The sequence below is a fragment of the Rhodospirillaceae bacterium genome (assembly GCA_016722635.1).
In the GTDB taxonomy this organism is placed as follows: Bacteria; Pseudomonadota; Alphaproteobacteria; order JAEUKQ01; family JAEUKQ01; genus JAEUKQ01.
The window spans coordinates 1-13,804 of sequence record JADKIX010000011.1 but is presented as its reverse complement, the minus strand read 5'-3'; the positions used below and the strand labels follow the sequence as shown (position 1 = coordinate 13,804).

The window sequence follows — 13,804 nt, the reverse complement described above, 5'->3', positions numbered from 1 at the left end:
TGTGGTATCAATAATTACGGGCTATTCTGGTATCATATATGATAGTCTATTCATATTAAAACTTGAAACAGTTAGATATTTGTGATATAGGTGTCGGTGTTATTAAATAATTTTATATCACTTACCCAGGAGTTGCGGATGAATTCCCATATATTACCCAAAACACGTTTTGTTACCATGACCTCGGTTGCCGCTTTAATGGTTCTTGGTCTTTCTGGTACATCTGCCCAAGCTGCTTGTGTGAAAGCTGGAAAGTACGTGACATGTACGGCAGTGAGCCCTGCATATATTGATCCTGCCATAGGGATTACGGTGGACGTGCAGTCACGAGCCATAGTAAACGCTGGGGCAGGAGTAGCTGTTGGTTTGACTGGCGGTGGGGGGATAGTTAGCAATGATGGTGCTATCAATGGTGTCCCTGGTACTAGTGGTGTTTGGATTGATAAGGGTGGAACAATAAAGAACTTGAAAAATGGAGTTATTAGCGGGGGGATGTTTACTGCTATTGCCGCTCAAAATGGCATGGCAGTGATCGAGAATGATGGGGTGATTAGAAACGTTGGGAACACTGCCATCCGAATTGAGTCAGGCAGTAATAACTCACAAGTTACTAATCGTGCCGGTGGAAAAATTACTGCTGGTAATGGTGGCATAGTGCTGGACAAGGTTGATAACACCACTATCATCAATGAAAGTGGCGCCACTATTAACGCTGCTACAGGGATCAATGTCATTTCGACCATGGGGCAACAGACATCTATTACCAACCTAGGTGATTTGACGGGAACCACCCGGGCAATTTCGGGTGGTTTGGGCAATGAAACCATCATCAATGAGGGTTCAATAACCGGTCACCTGAGTTTGGGAAATGGACTTAATATAATTTCTAATGTCCGGAGGGGGTTCACTGGCGGCGTCATTACCGGTGATATTACAGGCGGCGATGGGGTTGATAATGTTGCCAATGACGGCAGTATTTCAGGCAAACTGGAACTGGGGGCAGGCGCTAACGTTGTAAACAATTTGCGAAGAGGGATGATGGTGGGAAATATCACAACCCTTGGTGGTGATGATATCGTTACGAATGATGGGGTTATTGGTATTGCAATGTCACCCGTGGTAATTGATTTAGGGAATGGTGTTAACACGCTAACTAACGGAACGAATGGGGTTATTGACGGCCGGGTAGCCATGGGTGCAGGTGATGACAGGGTAACCAACAGCGGTGGCATTGGGGGCAATATAGTTCTGGGAGATGGGGTTAATGTATTGACGAACAATGCTGGTGCAACCATCGGTGGATTACTTACGGCGGGTACAGGTAATGACACGGTAACCAACAGCGGTAGGATTGTGGGCAATATAGTTTTGGGAGGAGGAGACGACAGATTAACGTTGAATATGGGGATGGGTATGAGTGTAGGGGGGACGATTGATGGAGGTCTTGGGAATGATCGTCTGTTTTTAGATGGGGGTATGGCAGGGGAAAGTCAAACCTTCAATAATACCGTGAGTGGTGTTGAATTATTGGTAAAAGATGGTGCTGGCAAGTGGGTATTGGGTAATAATTATAGTTTTGGAGTAGGGGTATTGGTGAATGCAGGTGAGTTGAATATAGCGACGGGGCAGAATGTTGGGGTGGTTACGGGGTTTGAGGTAGCTGGAGGGACATTAAGTGGTCAAGGAATGGTGACGGGGAATGTGAACGTATCGGCGGGGGGAACCCTTCATCCGGGGGATGGGACGACAGGCAAGTTGACGGTTACGGAGAATGTGACGGTGAATGCGGGATCGGTTGTGGAGGTGTCGTTGGGCCTGGGGCTTACAGACGCAGCTTGCGGTAGGGGGGAGTGTGAATTTGGGTGGCAATGGCACATTGACAGTGGCGGTTGCGCCCGGATTGTACAGGAATGGCGCGAGTTATGATGTGATCACGGCGGGAGTGGCGGTGAATGGGCAGTTTGGTTTGACAACATTACCTGCTGGAACGAAGTTTACGAAGTTCAAAGTGAATTATACTGTCCCAAGGGTGGTGCAGGTGCAGGTGGAGAAGATCAATTATGCAACGATAGGGAATACGTATAACCAGCGGCAAGCGGGGGATGGGTTATTCCGGGGATGGCTGGGAGTGGGGCGGGGAGTGATATGGAGACGGTAGCGGAGGCGTTTGAGAGATTAGGGGCGAATGATGATGCCTACCGAGCGGCACTGGACAGTTTAAGTGGGGAAGCCTGGGCAGCGATGGGGGAAGTGCGTAGTGGGGTGACGCGGAACTTCCGTGCGTTAGGGATGGGGCGGATTGATGGGAACTTGGAAGGGGTTGGGGTATGGGGGAATGTGCTGCAGGGGCAGGAGGATGTGAAGGGGGATGGGAATGGGGAGAGGATCCGTGGAGATGTGAGAGGCTTGGTGGGGGGTGTTGAATATGGGTTTGGGGGAGGGAAGGTAGGTGTGATGGTGGGGTATGGGCAGGGGGGATTGAAGCTGGGCGCACGTGGGAGGGGGAAGTGAAACTGGTGATGGGAGGGGTGTATGGAGGATGGAACTTCGGAGGGATTGAGGTGAGTGGGGGAGTGAGTTATGCGTCAGGGAAGCAGAAGGTTACAAGAAGCATAGTAGGAAGTTGGTTGCCTAACCAACGGAATATGAGGGGATCGGAGCAGGTGAGGGAGTTCGGGATGGATGTGGGGGTGGGGTATGGGATCAATTTGGGGATGATCAAGGTGACACCGGAGGTTGGGTTGGAGATGGCGCGTGTATATGAGCAAGGGTTTGAGGAGAAGGGTGGGAACTCGGTGAGCTTAAGTGGGGAGAAGGAGAAGGGATGGGAGGGACGAGGGCATGTGAGGGTGGGAGGTGAGCGCTGTCTTCCAAGCGGGCTTGGTGAGCTTTGAACCGTATGTGAAGGGGGGGTATGAGCGGGTGTTGGTGGGTAAGGGGTATCAAGACCGAGATGTGTCGTTCCAGCAACCGGGGACGGCGTTTAATGTACGGTCGACAGACGGGGGCAAGAACATCTATACGGGTGGTGGTGGATTGAATGTGGGTTTTGGCCCTGTGACGGTGGGTGTGGGGTATCAACAAAGCATTGGCGGCAAGCGTGATGAGCGGACGTTCCAAGGATCGCTGGGCATCCGTTGGTAAACTCTAACCACCGATAATCAACTGAACCAAAGGGGGGAGGAACTTCGTTCCTCCCCCCTTTCTTATTATCTAAAGTCAATCCCTTAAAAATACCCTATCATTCAATTGATGATGTTATCTTATCTAGAAGATTTGCGGGAGCACTATACATCATCCAAAGTTTTTTCTTGCCCTTCTATCACCATGACTTCGGTTGCCGCCTTAATGGGTTTGACCGCTATCGATAGAGAGGGTGTAGCTATAGGCAGCAACAAGCAGCAAGCGACAGGGAGCAAGGCGAAGGTAGGTTGAGTTTGCCCGGGAAATCCTTGCCAACCGTTTAACACCAATTAAAAGGGGAGGAACGATGTTCCTCCCCTTGTTTTTTAAATAACGGATTGATTGTGGGATAAAAGCCTAACGGGTTGGCACGGGTTTTTCGCCACGATAATCATAAAAGCCGCGTTTGCTTTTACGGCCCAGCCAGCCCGCATCTACATATTTCACCAGCAAGGGACAGGGGCGATATTTACTATCGGATAAGCCGTCATACAGTACCTGCATAATAGCCAGGCAGGTATCAAGGCCAATAAAATCAGCTAATTCGAGGGGGCCCATGGGGTGATTGGTGCCCAGTTTCATGGCCACGTCAATCGATTCAATATCTCCAACCCCTTCATACAGGGCATAAATCGCCTCGTTAATCATTGGCATTAAAATGCGATTAACCAGGAAACCAGGAGAATCTTCTGAACGTGCTGTGACTTTACCCAATTTTTGGGCAATCTCCCGAATGGTTTGTTCGGTGGTAGTGCTGGTAGCTAAGCCACGGATCACCTCAATTAACTGCATCACGGGTACCGGGTTCATGAAATGCATGCCGATGAACTGGGCCGGACGGTCGGTTGCGGAAGCCAGGCGCGTAATGGATATGGAAGAGGTGTTGGTGGCCAAGATGGCATGTGTGGGCAAATGTGGGCATAGCTGCTGAAAAATTTGCTGTTTGATGGCTTCGTTTTCAACCGCTGCCTCAACCACCAAATCGCTTTTCTGAAACGCTGATAATTGGGATATAGGGCTGATATTTTTTAACCCTTGTTGTTTGGCACCCTCCGTAATCAAGCCCTTTTTGATCTGCCGGTTCATGTTTTGACCAATTTGGTCCAGCACTTTTTCCAATTGCCTGGGATTATTATCAAATATCTGAACCTGATACCCAGATAACGCAAATACATGGGCAATACCGCTGCCCATCTGGCCAGCACCGATCACCCCTATTTGTTGGATGGCGTTAACGGTGCCTTTAAGGTTGGCGGTGGTTGGGTTTGGTTGTTTGGGATTGGTCTCTGTCTTCAAGGTCATGGGAATTTCCTATTTTGAATCTAAAGCGTTGATGAAAGCGGGGACGGCTTCAAATAAATCGGCAACCAGCCCGTAATCGGCAATTTGGAAAATCGGGGCATCCGCGTCTTTATTGATGGCCACGATAACCTTGCTGTCTTTCATGCCCGCCAGATGCTGGATGGCGCCTGAAATACCCACGGCAATATATAATTGGGGGGCCACCACTTTGCCGGTTTGGCCAACTTGATAATCATTGGGGACAAAACCGGCATCAACCGCTGCCCGGCTGGCGCCCAAAGCTGCGCCTAATTTATCGGCCAGTTTTTCAAGCAGGCTGAAATTACTGCTGTTTTGTAAACCCCGTCCACCCGATACCACAATTTTTGCGCCGTTTAATTCCGGTCGCGCCGATTTGCTGATTTCCTGTTTGATCAATTTGGTTTGCGAGGCCAAGGGGGTAAAAGGCAAGGCTTTGATGGCTGCCTGTCCGCCGCTGCTGGCTACGGGTTGGAAAGCAGAGGGGCGGATGGTCAAAATCTTTAAGGCGTCTAGGGATTGGATGGTGGCGGTGGCATTACCCGCATAAATATGGCGAACAAAAATGTCTGGGCTGACAATCGCTACCACATCAGATATTTGGGCGACATCCAGCAAGGCTGCCACCCGTGGCATCAAGGATTTGCCAAAGCTGGTGGCGGCCATCACCAGATGAGAATAACCTTTGCCCACTGGCGCGATTATTTTCGCATAACAATCGGCAAGCGGATGCCCCAAATAGGGATGATCAGCCACCAATACTTGGCGGATGCCAGGGATACCAGCAAAAAGCTTGGCAATTTCCTGGCAATTTGATCCAAGTACCGCTAGATCAATTTCCCCGCCGATTTTTTGGGCGGCTTGCACGGCGCATAAGGTGCTGGGGGAAATTTTTTGCTGTACATATTCGGCAATAATTAAAATCGACATTATAGCACCTTTGCTTCATGACGCAGGCGATTGACCAAATCAGCGGCATCCTTAACCTTAACGCCTGCCTGCCTTTTCGGGGGCTCGCTAATCTTTAAAGTCCGCAAATGCAGGGTGATATCCACGGCCAATTGCTCAACCGCCATGCTTTCAATGGTTTTTTTCTTAGCTTTCATAATGTTGGGGAGTGAGGCATAACGCGGCTGGTTTAAACGCAAATCGGCAGTCACCAAGGCCGGTAATGGCATCTCAACCGTTTCCAAGCCGCCGTCAATTTCTGAAATAACTTCAATTGTACCCGAAGACACCGTTAGTTTAAAGGCACAGGTGGCTTGCGGCCAATCAAGCAGGGCTGCCAACATTTGGCCGGTTTGGTTGCAATCATCATCAATCGCTTGTTTGCCCAAAAAAACCAGTTGAGGCTTTTCAATTTTAACCAACGCTTGTAATAGTTTGGCAACCGCTAAGGGTTGTAATTCCTGGTCAACTGGGATATGGATGGCCCGGTCGGCGCCCAACGCCAACGCGGTGCGTAATGTTTCAAGGCAGCCCGCCCCACCCATCGATACGGCCACGACTTCCGTGGCCACGGATTTTTCGCGCAGGCGCACGGCCTCCTCCAAAGCGATTTCATCAAAAGGGTTCATCGACATTTTCACATTCGTCGTTTCAACGCCGCTGCCATCGGCTTTCACTCGAATTTTTACGTTATAATCAATCACCCGTTTGACGGCAACCAGCACTTTCATTTGTTTCCTATCCTTTATGAGGGGTTTTCAAAACTTCTTTGGTTTTATCCTTATTCATTAAACGGTCAAGGCAATTTTGATAAAACACTATATATTAGCACTCGTAAAACTTTGTGCATTGCAACACGCCGATGTTTTTTTGTCAAATATTTCCCGTGCCAGCATATTTTTCTGCTTATAGGAAAAGGCTTTCCTAAGTATAGTAATGAGCCGAAGATAAAGCGAAAAAAAACCAGGAACTTTTAATGTTCCTGGTTTTGAAGTAGAAGTTTTTATGCTACGGTCTTAGTATCTAGGACCTGGAGGGGTCGAGCCTGTCGGGGTTACTACCGTGCCACTGAATTGCTTCCCTGAATCTCGTTGGTCACGAGTGATGCCTTTATTGCCACGAACGGCACCCTCCTTATCCATCGCACCGAAATAACTGGTTTTAGCATCTTCTTGGCGCAGTTTAAACATAATCACATCTTCGGCTGGGTTGGTTGCGACAATCGGTGCTGATGGTGCGCTCGTCGGATTACTCCCTATAGGAGGTAGTGATGGTACGCCCGTCGGATTACTCCCTATAGGAGGCGCTGATGGTACGCCCGTCGGATTACTCCCTATAGGAGGCGCTGATGGTGCGCTCGTCGGATTACTCCCTAGAGGAGGAGTTGACCCTGCGGGCGTTGTAGTAGTGCTAGGCACCGTCGTTGTGGATGGTGTCGTAGATGTGGTGGTTGTTGTTGACCCTGCGGGCGTTGTAGTAGCAGGCACCGTCGTTGTGGATGGTGTCGTGATGTGGTTGTTGTTGATCCTGTGGGCGTTGTAGTAGTGCTAGGCACCGTCGTTGTGGATGGTGTCGTAGATGTGGTTGTTGTTGACCCTGCGGGCGTTGTAGTAGTGCTAGGCACTGTCGTTGTGGATGGTGTCGTAGATGTGGTTGTTGTTGACCCTGCGGGCGTTGTAGTAGTGCTAGGCACCGTCGTTGTGGATGGTGTACTTGACCCACCTATCGCTGTGCCGGGTTTTGGCATGTCAATTGGTGCCCTTCCCGGGGATAAGCCTATATGAGAATCGTTGAACCTATCGGGTGCAGTCAGGCCACTATCAGATTGCAAATCCTTGCAACCCAGGGCATCCAGATTTTGGTAAGATAAGACTTTGCAATCAGGGTTTTGCCCGAAAGCTGCCGATGTTACGAGTAAACTCGCGCTGACAAAAAGAAGTTTGCGAAAACTATTCATAAAATCTCCATTGTGTTGATAACTTGTTTTCTAATAAACTTGTCACAGACACTACATATACCACAAAAAGTAAACAAAAAGTTAATTTTTCTTATATTTTTATATATTCTTATAATTAATTTGTATCATTTGTACCCATTTTCAATAGTCTAAAACAATTGATATTGTTAGATATTATAGGTGTTTTCAAGGAATTTTCTACCATTTCATGAATAGACAAGGTAAAAACAACAATAAAATGAATCATAAAAATTGTTCATAGTATCTTGGTAGGGATTGCAATCTATATTGCAATCTATTCTGGGATAAGGATAGGAAAGCAGTTTACCCCTGGGTCAGCGGTTCTTGCCCGGCTGCCATAAAATATCGCGTTTGCCTTGGTCATTAAAGTAACGGGCCATGACGAATAGCAAATCTGATAACCGGTTCAAATAAATAAGCGCCAATGGATTAATCGGTTGTTCACTGGCTAGTTTGCTGGTTTGGCGCTCGGCACGCCGGGCCACGGTCCTGGCAATATGGCAGTAAGTCGATGCTGCCGTACCGCCCGGTAAAACAAAAGAGGTTAGGGGGGATAAGGCGGCATTTAACCGGTCAATGGTTTTTTCCAAATAATCGATTTGCGCTTGTTGGATCCGCAAGGCTGGATCAGCTACAGATGCCAGTGGCAAGGGGGTTGACAAATCAGCACCCAAATCAAATAAATCTTGCTGCAGATGATGGGTGATCTCGATTGTTTCCGGGGCGTGCAGAGCAATCAGGCTTAAATGGGCGTTTACTTCATCGACCGTGCCGTAAGCCTCCACTTGCTGGTGATGCTTATCCACACGTTTCCCGCCGGTTAAAGAGGTTTGGCCTTGGTCGCCGCCGCGGGTGTAAATTTTGGTTAAACGCACCATCCGTCTGATTCCTATAATGACAAATTGATGATAACCTTGCCGTCAAGATGGTTCTTGGCAAGAGATGAGTAGTTTAGGAACGTGGCACAGATATATAAAGGATCAGCAGCAAAATGGTTAAGACTTGCATTCCCACGCGCCATTGCATCAACCGGTTGCCGTGTTTTTTAGAAAAAGCGCCGCCACGCCCTAGACTGGCCAAGCCAATCCCCAACACCATCAAGGTTGCGAATAAGGAAACCAATAATAAGTAAAATAAAACTGTATGCATCCGTCTAATTCTTTCAAAAAACAACTTCTTGCCTATCATATAGCCTTTTTCAAAAAAATCGGCAAGAGGTGCTGGAGATAGCTTGCTGCCTCTTCAAGACTAGCTCAATAGCATTTCATATGTCTAGGTTGGTAGATATTATTCATGATAATCCTCAAAAATAATGAATGACTTTAAACTGCCCATTTTCAATGGGAGCATAAGGGTATGAAAATCATGCTTGACGATCTTGGCCATTTTGTGGAACGATGCGCTGTAAATAATCGCAAAAAATACTCGTACAATATGCTGGGCAGATCATTTATATCTTTGCTAAACGCCTGGTGCTTCAGCTTAAAAATACAGTGTTGATAAGAAATAAATGCTGGTCAATAAAGGGTAATCAATGAAAAAACCAATCAATTTTTTGGAAGATGCCACCAAAATGATGGCCGGGGCAATTGAAACGGCTTTTGCTGTGCGCCAACAGATTGTCCATGAATGCCAGCTTTTATCAAAGCGTTTCGTGCAGCGTTTGGATGTTGCCCCACGGGCGGAATTGGAAATAGTGAGAAACATGGCAGCCCTTGCCCGGATTGAACAAGAACGTCTCCAAGAGCGTTTAAATGTGCTGGAGAGGCGGTGGCAGGCCCAACAACAAATGCAGCCCCAGGATATATCTGTGCCAGGGGATGGGGCAGCAGTACTTGGCCAGGATCAAAGTGGGGGAAAGAATCAACCCAAAAAAAGCAAGGAATAAGACAAGAAGAATGAAAAAACGGCCGCCAGATAGGGGTATCGAAGCCCGGCACCGTTTTTTTAAGTATTACCTGGGGTTAAGTTAACCTTCAGGGTAGCAGAGGTTATGAGGGAGTGGTAATTGCTTGGTTCCTAATTTCGGCCACTAGGTGCATTGATGGGCCAAAATTAGGAAGGATGAGGAAAATAACAAACAACAACCGTATCACAACCAATAGTAGTGAAGGAATCCTTAAATGTCCCGTCTAGGCCGCAATAACCGCCGATCAGATTCCCATGATAGTCCTTTGGATGTCATTGAGGATTATGCCGTGCGTGAAGGTTTGGGTTTTGAAAAGAGAGAGCCGCATGAAGCCTTTACCCAAATTAAAGGGAAGTGGGCAGAATATAAGATAGGGGTTTTATGGCGTTCGGCTGCCGGGTTTCTGCATATTTCTTGCCCGCTTGATATCAAGGTTCCGCCCATCCACCGCCAAGACGTGATGGAGTTGATCATATTGGCCAACGAACAAATATATTCTGGCCATTTTGGCCTGTGTTCCGAATTGGAAATTCCGATTTTCCGCTGTTCCCAGGCCTTGCGGGGGGTGCCAAACATTGTCATGGAACAAGTCGAAGACATTGTGAAAAATATCTTGCGGGAGTGCGAACGTTTCTATCCGATTTTCCAATTTGTCATCTGGGCCAATCATGACCCGAAAAAAGCCATGCAAATGGCGATTCTGGAGACAGTTGGCGAAGCATAACATCCATGCCGGAAAAGTTCGAAGAAAATACTGGCCAAACCCCTGATGTCTGGGTGCCTGACATCTGGGTGATTGGCGGCGGCAAAATGGGCCAGGCCTTAATCCGAGGATGGTTAAGGGCGGGGGTTGCCGCGGGTAAGCTTGGGATTATTGATCCTAAGGCCGCCGACCACCGTCACTTTGAGGGATTGCCTGTGGCTGTCAAGCGCCGACGCCCGCAAGATTTACCGCATTTTCGGCATGAGCTGCTGGTGTTAGCCGTGAAACCGCAATCATTACCGCAATTGTTGCCGCTTTATCAAACGGCCGCCTTACAAGGTTGCTGGTTTTTATCAGTCGTTGCTGGCCAACCCTTAAGCTTGATCCAAGAGCAATTGGCAAGTGTGGCGGTCATGCGGGCAATGCCCAATTTACCGGCGGCTTATCAGCAGGGATTTATCGGTTGTTATGCCTTGCCCTCCTTGCCTTCCGTGATCTACCAAACCTGGGTGGGGTTACTTGAAAAACTGGGGATGGTGATGCCGGTTGAAAGTGAACAACAGTTGGATTTGGTCACCGCCCTGAGCGGCAGTGGCCCGGCCTATATTTTCCTGTTTTTGGAAGTTTTTTCTGCCATCGCCCAAGAACAGGGTTTACCGCCCAAACTTGCCGGAAAACTGGCCGAACAAACCTTGCTGGGCAGTGCGGTGATGGCCAGCCAGTCAGGGGTGCAGCCTTCTTTACTGCGCCAGCAAGTCACCAGCCCTAACGGTACCACAGCCGCTGCCTTGCGTGTATTAATGGCTGACCCAGGGTTGGCCGGATTGCTGCGGCGGGCGGTTGCCGCCGCTTTTGAACGTGCCCGGGAGTTACGCAAAAACTGAATGGAGGTAAATGGGGTCGCGGGCGGAAGCTGGCCATCATCTCTCGCAAGCATCCTATTTCTCATTGCTGATTACACTGGAAAAGAAGAAACAAAATCCCTATAATGTCGTGCCATCAACCTACTTCCTGATGAAAGAGCTTTTAATTTGCAGTTCTCCTCCCGCTATTTATTTTCTGCGTTGTCTTGCTGTAATCGCCGGGAAACGGGCAATGGCAGCCAGCCTGATCCTGCAGTTTATCAGGCGATGATGGCGGTGATCGCGGAAAAGGGCTGGTCGCAGGCAGCGATGCCTGAAATCGCCACCAGGTCTTTGACAACCCTTGAAGAAATCCAGCGTTTTTATCCGACTTTAAATGATTTACTAGCCGCGTACCTCGATGGGCAAACGCAGCAATTATTGGCCCAACCGACCGCGCAATTATTACCGGATGCTCCGCTTTCCCGCCACCGTGAATATTTGTTTACCCTGATGATGAATTATATGGATATGCTGCAACCGCATAGGCTAGCATACCGCCAAATCCAGCGAGCTTGGCCAACCTCGCCCCGCTTAAGCCAGGTGTTATTGACGCATGCCCAACAATTCTTGCAGCAAGCGCTTCAAAAAAGCCAGCTGTTATCTTGGTTGCCTGCAACAACCGCCAGCCTTCTGATCCTGCCTGCATGGTTGGGGGTCTTGCGCACCTGGCATCAAGATGAGGGGCCGGATTTATCCACCACCATGAAAAAATTGGATGGTCAATTGCGGCAAGCCCAGGAATATTGGCATTATCTGCCAGCGCTGGTCCGCCGGATCCTTGCGACCTAACGCCAATTTGTTCTGATTTTGTGCAGCGCACAAAAAGACTTGACACCATGTGTAACAAGGCGTATATATACCATATTGCTGCAGTGCAATATAAGAGATAAGCGGATTGCAGCATCTTGAATTTGCGACATGATTTTTTATTTTTTTGATAGGAACGGAGTTTTAAAATGGCAACAACCACCCAACAATCCCAAAATAAAGCCAATGGCCAAAATGGCAAAAACGATCAAACTGGCAGCCAGAAAAACGCTCAGTTTGCTTGGAAAGATGCCAAGGGCATGTTTGATATGAGTGGTTTTTATGAAGAAGCCAAAAAGCATTTTAGCGATATGGGCAAAATGTTTGCTGTGGGCACAATGCCGACCTTGAAATTTGACCAAATGATGGGCATGCACAAGCGTGGGGTTGAGGTTTTGAATGCAACCCAGCAAGTCGCTTATGAGAATTTGTTGGCGGTTAGCCGCCACCAAGTGGAAATAACTCAGAAAGTGGCTCAGGATTTCACCAATATGGGTCAAATGGTCTGTAGTGGCCAGTCCTTGGAAAATTGTGTTGCCAAGCAAATTGATAGCGCCAAACAGACGTTTGAGGCAGCGTCTACCAGCCTGCGTGAGTTGGGGATGATAGCTCAAAAATCTGGCCAGCAAACCATGGATGCTTTTGGCCAATATATGAACCAAAATTTGGATGACGCGAAGCAAATTTTCGCAAGCAGCAAATAAACGATCAGCGGTTATAATAAACTATCCAGAATATCCTGAACCCATCCGGCCCTAGGCCGGGTGGGTTTTTTGTTATGAGGCGGGATGCTTCAGGTGGTAAATTGCGAACTTTTTCTAGGGATGGCTGAAAACAAGCCTGTAAGCTATTTATCGGGGTGCAGAGTTCTGCAACTTTATTCTTAGCTAACCCAGCCACCCTGGTCGCCAGTTGGGGGAATAGGCAAAATGATAACAACAAAGGGCAGCCAAGCTGCCCTTTCGTTAAACGCATTGCCTCAGAAATATCATGAAACCTTAAGCAGGTTTTTTCCAACCCCGCCGCTCGGCTTCAACTTCGAGCACCGGAATGACTTCCGTTTCCAACCAGATCTTAACCTCAGCCGCATCCTTGAAGGCGATATTTACATATGATTCAATCTCTTCCCACGATTCCATTTCTTGCTCAGCAATCATTTTCAACTCCTCAGTCGCCTTGGCCAATACTTTATCACTTTGCAAAGGACTATCTTTATAATTATCAACATAAAACTTTGCCAAATCCGCATAAGTTTTATACTCTCGGCGCTCCTCATCCGAAATATCCATAATATAAGCGTTGATATAAAGTAGAAACTCCATACCGTTTTTGTAAAGCTCACCCAATTCTTCTTCTGTTTTAAACATTTTTGATCTCCCAAATTGCTTATTTATTATTTATGATAAGGATAAAAAGTCTTGATCCGATAGCTATTATTTCCTGTTCGCACTAAGATTATTTTTACCTTATCTGCTGCTATGAAGCCTGTCATTCCCTTTGGAAGGGTAAAGCCAGTTATTTGGTTGTTAGCAGGAGTATAAATTAATTCGATGATTCCATTTGAATTAGGATTACCTAGCCATTTTTGTATTTTTATAGAGTTGGCTTTTAAAGTTTCATGAGCAAGTTGATTGGCAGTATCGGCATCAATAAAGCGGGAAGAAGCATTGTTCAAACGATTTCTGGAGTTAAGAATTCGGTCAGCAACATATTGCCAAGTTCTATAGACATGGTCGATAAAACCATGACCTCCTAATTCATCATGCAGTTCCAAATCCCAATCATTAGTTTGATCCCAATCCCCCCTTTGACGGTGACGATCCAAATCTTGAGGTGGAGTTGGATTACGCCTAGGCGGAAGAGGTGTATTGTCCGTAATGGAAGGCGGATTATTCCGGGAATATACCGTTCCTATATTGTTCTGTAAAGGGGTTTTTGAGGAGTTGGGTGTAGTGGCCTGTTGGCCAGGGGTTACCGTACTTTGGGGGTTGGCAAAGAGTTATTCGGGTTGGCTAGTTGATTGCCAGGGTTAAGGGGTTGATTGCCAATGT

General features: G+C 47.7%; 18 protein-coding genes. 11 read left to right on the top strand and 7 right to left on the bottom strand.

What is annotated here, in order from left to right; genetic code table 11:
• The first annotated feature begins 138 nt into the window (after positions 1-138).
• From IPP67_07360 to IPP67_07340, 5 genes are read left to right on the top strand one after another with little or no spacing between them, the layout of a single operon-like run.
• Positions 139-1,926, top strand: a complete 1,788-nt coding sequence (locus IPP67_07360) for a hypothetical protein (GenBank protein MBL0338962.1) — start codon at positions 139-141, stop codon at positions 1,924-1,926.
• Positions 1,883-2,158 (top strand): hypothetical protein, encoded by a 276-nt coding sequence (locus tag IPP67_07355; GenBank protein ID MBL0338961.1) that lies wholly within the window; start codon positions 1,883-1,885, stop codon positions 2,156-2,158. Before IPP67_07360 ends, IPP67_07355 begins: the two co-directional genes overlap by 44 nt.
• A complete protein-coding gene (locus IPP67_07350) occupies positions 2,146-2,511 on the top strand; it encodes an autotransporter domain-containing protein (protein ID MBL0338960.1) in 366 nt (121 codons plus the stop codon). The genes IPP67_07355 and IPP67_07350 overlap by 13 nt, the downstream gene beginning before the upstream one ends.
• The gene (locus tag IPP67_07345) at positions 2,508-2,894 is read left to right on the top strand and encodes an autotransporter outer membrane beta-barrel domain-containing protein (GenBank protein MBL0338959.1); all 387 of its coding nucleotides are present in this window, start codon (positions 2,508-2,510) and stop codon (positions 2,892-2,894) included. Before IPP67_07350 ends, IPP67_07345 begins: the two co-directional genes overlap by 4 nt.
• Positions 2,884-3,144, top strand: coding sequence for a hypothetical protein (locus IPP67_07340; protein MBL0338958.1), 261 nt, complete (start codon positions 2,884-2,886; stop codon positions 3,142-3,144). The genes IPP67_07345 and IPP67_07340 overlap by 11 nt, the downstream gene beginning before the upstream one ends.
• Positions 3,145-3,540: 396 nt before the next feature.
• Here IPP67_07340 and IPP67_07335 read toward each other — a convergent pair whose 3' ends face one another.
• From IPP67_07335 to IPP67_07325, 3 genes are read right to left on the bottom strand one after another with little or no spacing between them, the layout of a single operon-like run.
• Positions 3,541-4,485, bottom strand: coding sequence for a 3-hydroxybutyryl-CoA dehydrogenase (locus tag IPP67_07335; GenBank protein MBL0338957.1), 945 nt, complete (start codon positions 4,483-4,485; stop codon positions 3,541-3,543).
• Between the two features lie 9 nt (positions 4,486-4,494).
• Positions 4,495-5,433, bottom strand: a complete 939-nt coding sequence (locus IPP67_07330; GenBank protein MBL0338956.1) for an electron transfer flavoprotein subunit alpha/FixB family protein — start codon at positions 5,431-5,433, stop codon at positions 4,495-4,497.
• A complete protein-coding gene (locus IPP67_07325; GenBank protein ID MBL0338955.1) occupies positions 5,433-6,182 on the bottom strand; it encodes an electron transfer flavoprotein subunit beta/FixA family protein in 750 nt (249 codons plus the stop codon). Before IPP67_07325 ends, IPP67_07330 begins: the two co-directional genes overlap by 1 nt.
• Positions 6,183-6,962: 780 nt before the next feature.
• On the opposite strand from IPP67_07325, the gene IPP67_07320 reads away from it, so the two are divergent.
• Positions 6,963-7,235 carry a hypothetical protein gene (locus tag IPP67_07320; GenBank protein MBL0338954.1) on the top strand — a complete coding sequence of 91 codons (273 nt, stop codon included), beginning with the start codon at positions 6,963-6,965 and terminating at the stop codon, positions 7,233-7,235.
• A 508-nt stretch (positions 7,236-7,743) separates the two neighbouring features.
• On the opposite strand, the gene IPP67_07315 is transcribed toward IPP67_07320, so the two are convergent.
• Both IPP67_07315 and IPP67_07310 read right to left on the bottom strand, forming a co-directional pair.
• Entirely contained in the window at positions 7,744-8,307 is a 564-nt protein-coding gene (locus IPP67_07315; GenBank protein MBL0338953.1) for a cob(I)yrinic acid a,c-diamide adenosyltransferase, read from the bottom strand.
• Between the two features lie 73 nt (positions 8,308-8,380).
• Entirely contained in the window at positions 8,381-8,578 is a 198-nt protein-coding gene (locus IPP67_07310; protein ID MBL0338952.1) for a twin transmembrane helix small protein, read from the bottom strand.
• 385 nt (positions 8,579-8,963) lie between these two features.
• On the opposite strand from IPP67_07310, the gene IPP67_07305 reads away from it, so the two are divergent.
• The 5 genes from IPP67_07305 (at position 8,964) to phaP (ending at position 12,457) form a co-directional block, all read left to right on the top strand.
• Entirely contained in the window at positions 8,964-9,317 is a 354-nt protein-coding gene (locus tag IPP67_07305) for an accessory factor UbiK family protein (GenBank protein MBL0338951.1), read from the top strand.
• Between the two features lie 235 nt (positions 9,318-9,552).
• Positions 9,553-10,062: a YbjN domain-containing protein gene (locus IPP67_07300; GenBank protein ID MBL0338950.1), complete on the top strand. Its 510-nt coding sequence runs from the start codon at positions 9,553-9,555 to the stop codon at positions 10,060-10,062.
• 5 nt (positions 10,063-10,067) lie between these two features.
• Positions 10,068-10,925, top strand: coding sequence for a pyrroline-5-carboxylate reductase (locus IPP67_07295; protein MBL0338949.1), 858 nt, complete (start codon positions 10,068-10,070; stop codon positions 10,923-10,925).
• Between the two features lie 147 nt (positions 10,926-11,072).
• Positions 11,073-11,735 (top strand): hypothetical protein, encoded by a 663-nt coding sequence (locus tag IPP67_07290; protein ID MBL0338948.1) that lies wholly within the window; start codon positions 11,073-11,075, stop codon positions 11,733-11,735.
• A 167-nt stretch (positions 11,736-11,902) separates the two neighbouring features.
• Entirely contained in the window at positions 11,903-12,457 is a 555-nt protein-coding gene (phaP, locus tag IPP67_07285) for a TIGR01841 family phasin (GenBank protein ID MBL0338947.1), read from the top strand.
• 294 nt (positions 12,458-12,751) lie between these two features.
• On the opposite strand, the gene IPP67_07280 is transcribed toward phaP, so the two are convergent.
• On the bottom strand, positions 12,752-13,120 hold the full coding sequence (locus IPP67_07280) for a hypothetical protein (GenBank protein MBL0338946.1): 369 nt from the start codon (positions 13,118-13,120) through the stop codon (positions 12,752-12,754).
• 26 nt (positions 13,121-13,146) lie between these two features.
• A complete protein-coding gene (locus IPP67_07275; protein ID MBL0338945.1) occupies positions 13,147-13,578 on the bottom strand; it encodes a hypothetical protein in 432 nt (143 codons plus the stop codon).
• Between the last annotated feature and the right edge of the window lie 226 nt (positions 13,579-13,804).

Coding starts and splice junctions, on each gene's coding strand:
- IPP67_07360 (MBL0338962.1), top strand. CDS start 139: ATGAATTCCCATATATTACCCAAAACACGTTTTGTTACCATGACCTCG.
- IPP67_07350 (MBL0338960.1), top strand. CDS start 2,146: ATGGAGACGGTAGCGGAGGCGTTTGAGAGATTAGGGGCGAATGATGAT.
- IPP67_07335 (MBL0338957.1), bottom strand. CDS start 4,485: ATGACCTTGAAGACAGAGACCAATCCCAAACAACCAAACCCAACCACC.
- IPP67_07330 (MBL0338956.1), bottom strand. CDS start 5,433: ATGTCGATTTTAATTATTGCCGAATATGTACAGCAAAAAATTTCCCCC.
- IPP67_07325 (MBL0338955.1), bottom strand. CDS start 6,182: ATGAAAGTGCTGGTTGCCGTCAAACGGGTGATTGATTATAACGTAAAA.
- IPP67_07315 (MBL0338953.1), bottom strand. CDS start 8,307: ATGGTGCGTTTAACCAAAATTTACACCCGCGGCGGCGACCAAGGCCAA.
- IPP67_07310 (MBL0338952.1), bottom strand. CDS start 8,578: ATGCATACAGTTTTATTTTACTTATTATTGGTTTCCTTATTCGCAACC.
- IPP67_07305 (MBL0338951.1), top strand. CDS start 8,964: ATGAAAAAACCAATCAATTTTTTGGAAGATGCCACCAAAATGATGGCC.
- IPP67_07300 (MBL0338950.1), top strand. CDS start 9,553: ATGTCCCGTCTAGGCCGCAATAACCGCCGATCAGATTCCCATGATAGT.
- IPP67_07295 (MBL0338949.1), top strand. CDS start 10,068: ATGCCGGAAAAGTTCGAAGAAAATACTGGCCAAACCCCTGATGTCTGG.
- phaP (MBL0338947.1), top strand. CDS start 11,903: ATGGCAACAACCACCCAACAATCCCAAAATAAAGCCAATGGCCAAAAT.
- IPP67_07280 (MBL0338946.1), bottom strand. CDS start 13,120: ATGTTTAAAACAGAAGAAGAATTGGGTGAGCTTTACAAAAACGGTATG.